Annotated in this window: 7 protein-coding genes; 2 read left to right on the top strand and 5 right to left on the bottom strand. The window is 67.9% G+C overall.

What is annotated here, in order from left to right:
* Positions 1 to 23: 23 nt before the first annotated feature.
* From ACFX43_RS07080 to ACFX43_RS07060, 5 genes are all read right to left on the bottom strand, one after another.
* Positions 24 to 566: an Rv3235 family protein gene (locus ACFX43_RS07080; protein ID WP_378818739.1), complete on the bottom strand. Its 543-nt coding sequence runs from the start codon at positions 564 to 566 to the stop codon at positions 24 to 26.
* A 273-nt stretch (positions 567 to 839) separates the two neighbouring features.
* Positions 840 to 1,169 carry a sec-independent translocase gene (locus ACFX43_RS07075; protein WP_008364136.1) on the bottom strand — a complete coding sequence of 110 codons (330 nt, stop codon included), beginning with the start codon at positions 1,167 to 1,169 and terminating at the stop codon, positions 840 to 842.
* Between the two features lie 18 nt (positions 1,170 to 1,187).
* Positions 1,188 to 2,333 (bottom strand): Mrp/NBP35 family ATP-binding protein, encoded by a 1,146-nt coding sequence (locus ACFX43_RS07070; RefSeq protein ID WP_378818736.1) that lies wholly within the window; start codon positions 2,331 to 2,333, stop codon positions 1,188 to 1,190.
* An 11-nt stretch (positions 2,334 to 2,344) separates the two neighbouring features.
* On the bottom strand, positions 2,345 to 2,893 hold the full coding sequence (locus ACFX43_RS07065) for a DUF1003 domain-containing protein (protein ID WP_378818733.1): 549 nt from the start codon (positions 2,891 to 2,893) through the stop codon (positions 2,345 to 2,347).
* Positions 2,886 to 4,214: a magnesium transporter MgtE N-terminal domain-containing protein gene (locus ACFX43_RS07060; protein ID WP_160027339.1), complete on the bottom strand. Its 1,329-nt coding sequence runs from the start codon at positions 4,212 to 4,214 to the stop codon at positions 2,886 to 2,888. Before ACFX43_RS07060 ends, ACFX43_RS07065 begins: the two co-directional genes overlap by 8 nt.
* Before the next feature lie 189 nt (positions 4,215 to 4,403).
* Between ACFX43_RS07060 and ACFX43_RS07055 the strand changes: the two genes are divergently transcribed.
* On the top strand, positions 4,404 to 5,801 hold the full coding sequence (locus ACFX43_RS07055; RefSeq protein WP_378818730.1) for an endonuclease/exonuclease/phosphatase family protein: 1,398 nt from the start codon (positions 4,404 to 4,406) through the stop codon (positions 5,799 to 5,801).
* A gap of 136 nt (positions 5,802 to 5,937) precedes the next feature.
* Positions 5,938 to 7,131: an acyl-CoA dehydrogenase family protein gene (locus tag ACFX43_RS07050; protein WP_141806067.1), complete on the top strand. Its 1,194-nt coding sequence runs from the start codon at positions 5,938 to 5,940 to the stop codon at positions 7,129 to 7,131.
* The last annotated feature ends 45 nt before the right edge of the window (positions 7,132 to 7,176 follow it).

The raw sequence follows: 7,176 nt of genomic DNA, 5'->3' as shown, positions 1-7,176 counted from the left end.
GATACGCACAGCCCTCCACGGGTTCACGTGTACGGCCCGAAGTTGAGGACCGTGCAGATCCAGTTCTCGCCGCTCTGCTCGAAGCGGAGGGCCATCGCGCGGTAGCCGTGGCCGTACTTGATCGTGGCGGTGGCCTCGACGATGGTGTCGGTGACCACGTGAAGGTGCCATCGATAGACGCGGGGACGGACCGGCTGGTGGCGGCCCAGGCCGGGCTCGTACGCCCCGCTACGGGCGGTCAGGGCGGCGCGGTAGCGCAGGTCGGCGACGACCTCCTTGGTCGTCCAGCGGACCAGCTGGCTCGCCGGACGGTCCCCGCCGACGACCTCGGCGATCTTCTGGGCGAACTGTGGGATCCACGCGTTCAGATGGCCGCGGGCCGGGACGATGGGGATCGGCTCGGCCAGCAGTGCATCGTCCTGCCCGCTCTGGTCCGGCTGCGGCGGGTCCAGGCGTGGCTGTAGGTCGAAGGCGAGCGTGCCCTGGACATCGGCCAGAGGCACCTCGGCAGGGCGTTGCGGATCCGGCTCCGCAGGATCAGGGTCCCGAGATGGTAGAGCGCTCATGGGCGCAAACTCCTTTCTACGCAGGCAACCTTCTCTTACCCGTTATTCGTGGTTCTAAACCGGCGAGTAACAGAAGGTTCTGCTGTGACAAAGGAGACTGGAGGGACGGGCTAGTGGCGCGTCCTGGAAGTTCCTGGATGCTTGGCGTCGTCAGGGTGCGTGCATCGCAAGGCGGCGTCGCGAAGTCATACCGGGCGTCTTCCGAGCGGCGCCAACGCGGCGAGGTGCGTGCCATGGCGGCGCGAAGCGCCTAGGAACTTCTGGGACGCGCCACTATGTCGCCTGGTCGTCGTAAGGCGGCTTCTCGCCGGCCAGAAGAGGCTTGGGCGCCTTGGCGCGCGCCTCTTCCTCCTCGATGTCGGCGAGAGCTTCCTGGATCTGTCTGCTGACGATGCGACGCGGGTCGAGGTCGCGCAGCTCGAGGTCCTGGTAGGCGGGCCCGAGCTCTCCGCGCAAATCGTCTCGCGCGTTGTTGGCCAGGTTGCGCACCTGGTGGAGGAGGCGGGCGATCTGCCGTGCCATGTCGGGGATCTTGTCCGGCCCGAAGACCAGGATGGCGATCACGACGATGACGGCAAGCTCCGCGAAGCCGATGCCGAACACGGAGGTGAACCTACAGGCTCAGAGCTTGGAGGTGGGAGTGAGGCCCAGTTGCATGCCCGCGAGCCCACGGCCGCGGCCCGAGATCGTACGCGCCACCTCGGCCAGCACCTTGGCCGACTCGGCGGTCGGGTCGGACTCGACGATCGGCTTCCCGGCGTCGCCGGCCTCGCGCAGGGTCTGCTCCAGCGGGATCTGGCCGAGCAGCGGCACCTTCGACCCGAAGCGCTGGGAGAGGGTGTCGGCGACCCGCTGGCCACCGCCGGAGCCGAAGACCTCCATCTTGGAGCCGTCGGGCAGCACGAGCCAGGACATGTTCTCCACGACGCCGACGACGCGCTGGTGCATCATCTCGGCCATCGTGCCGGCCCGCTCGGCCACCTCGGCGGCGGCCTCCTGCGGGGTCGTGACCACGACGATCTCGGCGTTGGGCAGGTGCTGGCCCAGCGAGATCGCCACGTCGCCAGTGCCCGGGGGCAGGTCGAGCAGCAGCGCGTCGAGGTCGCCCCAGTAGACGTCGGAGAGCATCTGGACCAGAGCCCGGTCGAGCATCGGTCCACGCCAGGCCACGACCTGGTCGCGGCGCGGCTTGAGCATCCCGATCGAGATCACCGAGACACCCGAGGCGGTCGGGACCGGCATGATCAGGTCGTCGACCTGGGTCGGCCGGGAGTCGGCCACGCCCAGCATCGCGGGCACCGAGTGGCCGTAGATGTCGGCGTCGACGATGCCGACCTTGAGCCCCTGCTGGGCGAGCGAGACGGCCAGGTTGACCGTGACCGACGACTTGCCGACACCGCCCTTGCCCGACGCGATCGCGAAGACCTTGGTCAGCGAGCCCGGCTGGGCGAAGGGGATCTCCCGCTGCGCCTGGCCGCCGGTGAGCCCGTTGCGCATCTCGGTGCGCTGCTCGTTGGTCATCACACCCAGCTCGAGGGCGACGCCGGTGACGCCGTCGACCTTCTCGAGAGCCGAGGTGGTGTCGCGGTTGATCGTGTCCTTGAGTGGGCAGCCGGCGACGGTCAGCAGCACCTTGACGCTGACGACGCCTGCATCGTCGATCGAGACGGAGTCGACCATCCCCAGCTCGGTGATGGGTCGTTTGATCTCCGGGTCCTGAACGGTCGCCAGGGCTGCGTTGACACGGTCGAGAAGCGGGCTACTCACGGTATGCAAGCCTACGTCGTGCGTGGGGAGTCTCCAGCATCGCCCGAGGGCTGGTCGATCGGACCGCGGTGACGGTCGCGCTCGTCGAGCTCCTCGAGGAGCAGCCGGAGCTCGGAGCGGAGGTAGTCGCGGGTGGCGACCTCACCGAGGGCCATCCGCAGCGATGCGGTCTCGCGGGCGAGGAACTCCATGTCGGCCTTGGACTGGGAGGCGATGCGACGGTCCTGCTCCGCGATGGCGCGGTCGCGGTCCTCCTGGCGGTTCTGCGCGAGCAGGATCAGCGGCGCGGCGTACGACGCCTGCAGACTCAGCGCCAGGGTCAGGAAGATGAACGGGAACTCGTCGAAGCGCCACTCCTTCGGAACGAGGAGGTTCCAGGCGACCCAGATGACCACGACCATCGTCATCCAGGCGATGAACCGGGCGGTGCCCATGTAGCGGGCGAAGGCCTCGGCGAAGGAGCCGAAGGCGTCGGCGCGGAAGGTGGGCCGCCGGACCAGCGGGCGGCGCAGTTCGCGCGGGGTGTCGAGGCGGCCGCGGGCGGCGCGGGTGTCAGCCACGGCGCACCATCTCCGGCGTGATCACCTTGTTGGGACGGGTGTCGGGCCTGGTGTCGGGCCGCGGCTCGGTGGCCGACTCCTGGCGGGCGAGGTTCTCGCGCCAGTTCTCCGGAAGCAGGTGGTCGAGCAGGTCGTCGACGGTGACCGCGCCGGCCAGATGGCCGTTCTCGTCGACGACGGGAGCGGCGACCAAGTTGTACGTCGCCAGGTGGGCCGCGACCTGCTCGGTGCTGTCCTCGGGGCGCAGCGGTTCCAGGGACTCGTCGAGCGCGCCCGCGACCAGCGTGGACGGCGGCTCGCGCAGCAGCCGCTGGATATGGGCGATGCCGAGGAACTTGCCGGTCGGCGTCTCCAGCGGAGGACGGCAGACGTAGACGAGGGCGGCCTGGGCCGGGGTGAGGTCGGGGTTGCGTACGAGAGCGAGCGCGTCGGCGATGGTCGCGTCGGGGCCGACGATGACCGGCTCGGGGGTCATCATCGAGCCGGCGGTGTCCTCCTCGTAGGACATCAGCCGGAGTACGTCCTTGGCGTCCTCGGGCTGCATCAGCTCGAGCAGCAGGGTGGCGGTCTCCTCGGGCAGCTCGGCGATGAGGTCGGCGGCGTCGTCGGGCGACATCTCCTCGAGCACGTCGGCGGCACGCTCGGAGTCCAGGGCCCGCACGATGGCGACCTGGTCGTCCTCGGGCAGCTCCTCGAGCACCTCGGCGAGGCGCTCGTCGTCGAGGGCGGCGACGACCTGTCGCTGGCGCTCGGGCGGGAGCTCGTGGATCATCGTCGCGGCATCGGCCGGGCGCATGTCGTGGATCGCCTGGACCAGGTGGGTCGCGGCCTGGGTGGGGGAGCGGCTGGCCAGCCCCTCGGCGTCGTTCCACTCGACCACGTGCGTCTGGCCGCGACGGCGCAATCCCTTGGCGAGCTCCTGCACGGCGACCCGCGAGAGCAGCCAGTCGCGGTTGCGGGCCTGCTCCATGCCGACGTCATAGACGGTCCCGACGACGCCGGTGGGGCGGATGGTGACCTGACGGTCGAACATCTGGCCGATCACCAGGGTCTCGGTCGAACGCTGCTGGAAGCGGCGCATGTTGAGCAGGCCGGTGGTGTAGATCTGGCCGGCGTCGATGCTGGTCACCCGGGTCATCGGCACGAAGATGCGCCGGCGCCCGAAGACCTCGACCACCAGGCCCAGCACGCGCGGCTGCCGGGCGTCGGATCTGACCGTGACCACGAGATCTCGCACCTTGCCGACCTGCTCACCGAGCGGGTCGAAGATCGGAAGGCCGACCAGGCGTGCCGCGTAGACGCGGTTGGGCGAGGTGCTCACGGGCCAACGTTATGACATAGGCCCCAGCAGGTGGCTTCGACGCTCACGCGGTGGCACTGAGGGCGAATTCGATGAGCTATCAGAACTGCACCGGAAAGGGAACCGCGATTCAGGTGAGGCTTGTGTTACAAAAGTTATCTATGTGACCAGCGTGATCGGTCACCGTTGCTGTGAAAGGGGCCCGAACGGATGCGTACGCAATCTCCCGTCCCGTCGCGCGGGGGCCGGGTGGCCAAGGCCGTGCTCTCCGCGGGACTTGTCATCGGCCTCTTCGGCGGGGCTCTCGTCGCCGTGCACGACTCGTCCGCTCCGCCCGCGACAGACCTGGAGACCGTCGCCTACTCGCCGCCGCGCTACCGGATGGTCCAGGCCAACATCAGGGCGAGCATGAGCACGGCCAGGTTCAAGAAGGACGTACGCGAGGTGGTCGGCACCTCGCCCGACTTCATCACCTACAACGAGGTGAACGGCCGCCGGAGCGCGAGTCTCGAGCCGGGGCGCTATCGCGTCTGGCGCAAGGGTGGCGACGCCTACCGGTCGGCCACGGCGGTGGCGTGGGACAACGACGAGTGGGCAGCGACCTCGAAGGGCATCCACCAGATCAGCAACAAGCGCGGCAAGCCGGCCGACCAGCGGCTGCACTGGGGCATCAGGTTCGCCAACTGGGTCACCCTCGAGAACCGGGCGACCGGCCGGAACGTCTCGGTGGTCGCGGTGCACTTCGCGCCCAAGTCCAAGTACTACGGCGACCTGGTCCGTCCCTCGGCCCGCGCGCTCAACGTGCTCGTCAAGGCGCTGGCCAGACGCGGCCCGGTGATGGTCGGCGGCGACCTGAACGTGCAGTACGAGGGCTCTCGCTACCCGAGCGACATCTTCGCCGCGCAGCACCTGACCCCGAGCTACGACGTCACCCAGCAGGCACCGGTCACGCACGGCAGGGCGTCGACCATCGACTACGTGCTGGCCCGCGGGGTCGCGCGGTTCGCCACGGGCAACCAGCGTGCCTTCGGGCTCGAGTCAGACCACCACGCGGTCCGCGTCGACTTCTCGCCGCTGCCGGTCACCTCCACGGAGGGCTCCTCGCGGGTCAGGTTCGGGCCGGGGGTAGTGGTCACCGACCCGGGACTGGACACCGCCGAGGAGCAGAGCGTGCTGCGTACGGTCCTGAAGTCGATCAACAGCACCAAACGGGGTCAGGTCGTCCACCTGGCCACCCGTGCGCTGAGCAACGCCAAGGTGCTCCGGGCGCTGAAGCGGGCCAAGTCGCGCGGTGCGCGGGTCCAGGTCGTCACCGCGGAGCGGACCACGACCGCCGAGATGCGCTCGCTTCAGCGGGTCCTCGGCAAGGACGTGGACAAGGAGAGCTGGGCCGTGCGGCGCCCGAGCGGCTATGACCGCGCCGGCCTGCGAGCGACCGTCCTGCTGATCAGCAGGACCGGTGCCACCCCGGCGTTCGCCTTCAGCTCCAGCACCCAGATGTCCACCTCGGCCGGCACCGGCAAGCGGTCGGGCTACGTGAGCGTCACCAAGGCGTCGTACGACAAGCTCTTCAAGCCGTTCTTCTCGGCAGTCGGACGGCGGGTCTGAGGGACGTAGGATCGCGATGTGGTGGGAGTCACCCTGTCACTGATGGTTACTGATTGGTAACCTGCCGCAGTGACGTCAGCGTGGTCTCGACGGGTCTGAAACATTTGGCCCCGGCCACCGAGATTAGGAGTAGAGCATGGGTCGCCTTGCCGAGACCGAAGGTCTCACCGACATTCAGGAAGAGATCCTGAAGACCGTCCGTCAGTTCGTGGACGAGAAGGTCATTCCGGTGGCCCAGGAGCTGGAGCATGCCGATGAGTATCCGACCGAGATCGTCGAAGGTCTCAAGGAGCTGGGCATCTTCGGTCTGATGATCCCGGAGGAGTACGGCGGGCTGGGTGAGTCGCTGCTGACCTACGCGCTGTGTGTCGAGGAGATCGCCCGCGGTTGGATGTCGGTCTCCGGTGTGATCAACACCCACTTCATCGTGGCCTACATGCTGATGCAGCACGGCACCGAGGAGCAGAAGCAGAAGTACCTGCCGAAGATGGCCACCGGCGAGGTCCGTGGGGCGTTCTCGATGTCCGAGCCGGGTCTGGGCTCGGATGTGTCCGCGGTGTCCACGAAGGCGACCAAGCAGGCCGATGGGTCCTACGAGATCACCGGTCAGAAGATGTGGCTGACCAACGGTGGCTCCTCGACCCTGGTCGCGGTGCTGACCAAGACCGATGAGGGCGCCGAGAGCGTCTACAAGAACATGACCACCTTCCTGGTCGAGAAGACCCCGGGCTTCGGCGAGACCGCGCAGGGCGTGACCGTGCCCGGCAAGATCGACAAGATGGGCTACAAGGGCATCGACACCACCGAGATGATCTTCGAGGGTCACAAGATCTCGGCCGACCAGATCCTCGGTGGCACCCCGGGCAAGGGCTTCTTCCAGATGATGGACGGTGTCGAGGTCGGCCGGGTCAACGTCGCCGCCCGCGCCTGCGGCCTCGCGATCCGTGGTTTCGAGCTCGGGATCGCCTACGCCCAGCAGCGTCAGACCTTCGGCAAGAAGATCGCCGAGCACCAGGCCATCCTGTTCCGTCTCGCGGAGATGGGCACCAAGGTCGAGGTCTCCCACAACATGATGGTCCGCGCCGCGCGTCTGAAGGACACCGGCAAGCGGATGGACGTGGAGGCCGGGATGGCCAAGATGGTCGCCTCCGAGTACGCCAACGAGGTCGTGGAGGACTCCTTCCGCATCCACGGTGGCTACGGCTACTCCAAGGAGTACGAGATCGAGCGGATCATGCGCGAGGTCAAGTTCATGCTGATCGGTGAGGGCACCAGCGACATCCAGAAGATGATCATCGGGCGTTCGCTGCTCAAGGACTACAAGTCCTGAGCCTCCGGGTGAACCTGCCGCCGAATCTGTAGAAGTGGGGGGGGA

The sequence above is a fragment of the Nocardioides sp. YIM B13467 genome (genome assembly GCF_042788075.1).
Lineage (GTDB): Bacteria > Actinomycetota > Actinomycetes > Propionibacteriales > Nocardioidaceae > Nocardioides.
This window is presented reverse-complemented; position numbering and strand designations above follow the sequence as displayed.

What these genes read in the sequence shown, in the direction of transcription:
- ACFX43_RS07080 (WP_378818739.1), bottom strand. Translation starts at nt 566, where the DNA reads ATGAGCGCTCTACCATCTCGGGACCCTGATCCTGCGGAGCCGGATCCG.
- ACFX43_RS07055 (WP_378818730.1), top strand. Translation starts at nt 4,404, where the DNA reads ATGCGTACGCAATCTCCCGTCCCGTCGCGCGGGGGCCGGGTGGCCAAG.
- ACFX43_RS07050 (WP_141806067.1), top strand. Translation starts at nt 5,938, where the DNA reads ATGGGTCGCCTTGCCGAGACCGAAGGTCTCACCGACATTCAGGAAGAG.